The 380-nt window shown below is 63.7% G+C and carries 1 protein-coding gene; it reads left to right on the top strand.

Annotated features, from left to right (window positions below; translation table 11 throughout):
* Positions 1 to 380 (top strand): ABC transporter permease subunit (locus tag AF337_RS30640; protein ID WP_152971245.1); only part of this gene is annotated, 380 nt, incomplete at both ends.

Genomic DNA, 380 nt, shown 5'->3' with positions numbered 1-380 from the left:
TCCGGGTACTGCCGCCGACGGCGCTCGTCGTGCCGCTCTACAAGTTCCTGCTGACGCTGAACAACGCGGAAGCGGCGGTGCTCAGGCCGATCTTCGGCAGCTATGCCCGCGATATCATGCGCTGGACCGGTTTCATCGACGGTTATCTCGGGTTGATCCTGGTGCTTGCGACGATGCAGTTGCCACTGGCGCTCTGGATCATGAAGACCTTCTTCGACGGGCTGCCGAGGGACTACGAGGAGGCGGCGCTGATGGATGGGGCAACACTGATACAGCGCATCCGCCGGGTGTTGATCCCGCTGGCGCTGCCGGGGCTGGCTGCGGCCGGGCTTTTCGCCTTCATGTCGGCCTGGGGCGATTTCCTGTTGCCGCTGATTCTC

The sequence above is a fragment of the Rhizobium ecuadorense genome (genome assembly GCF_001187535.1).
GTDB classification, from domain to species: domain Bacteria; phylum Pseudomonadota; class Alphaproteobacteria; order Rhizobiales; family Rhizobiaceae; genus Rhizobium; species Rhizobium ecuadorense.
The sequence above is the reverse complement of the archived record's forward strand: the minus strand, read 5'-3'. Positions and strand labels throughout refer to the sequence as shown.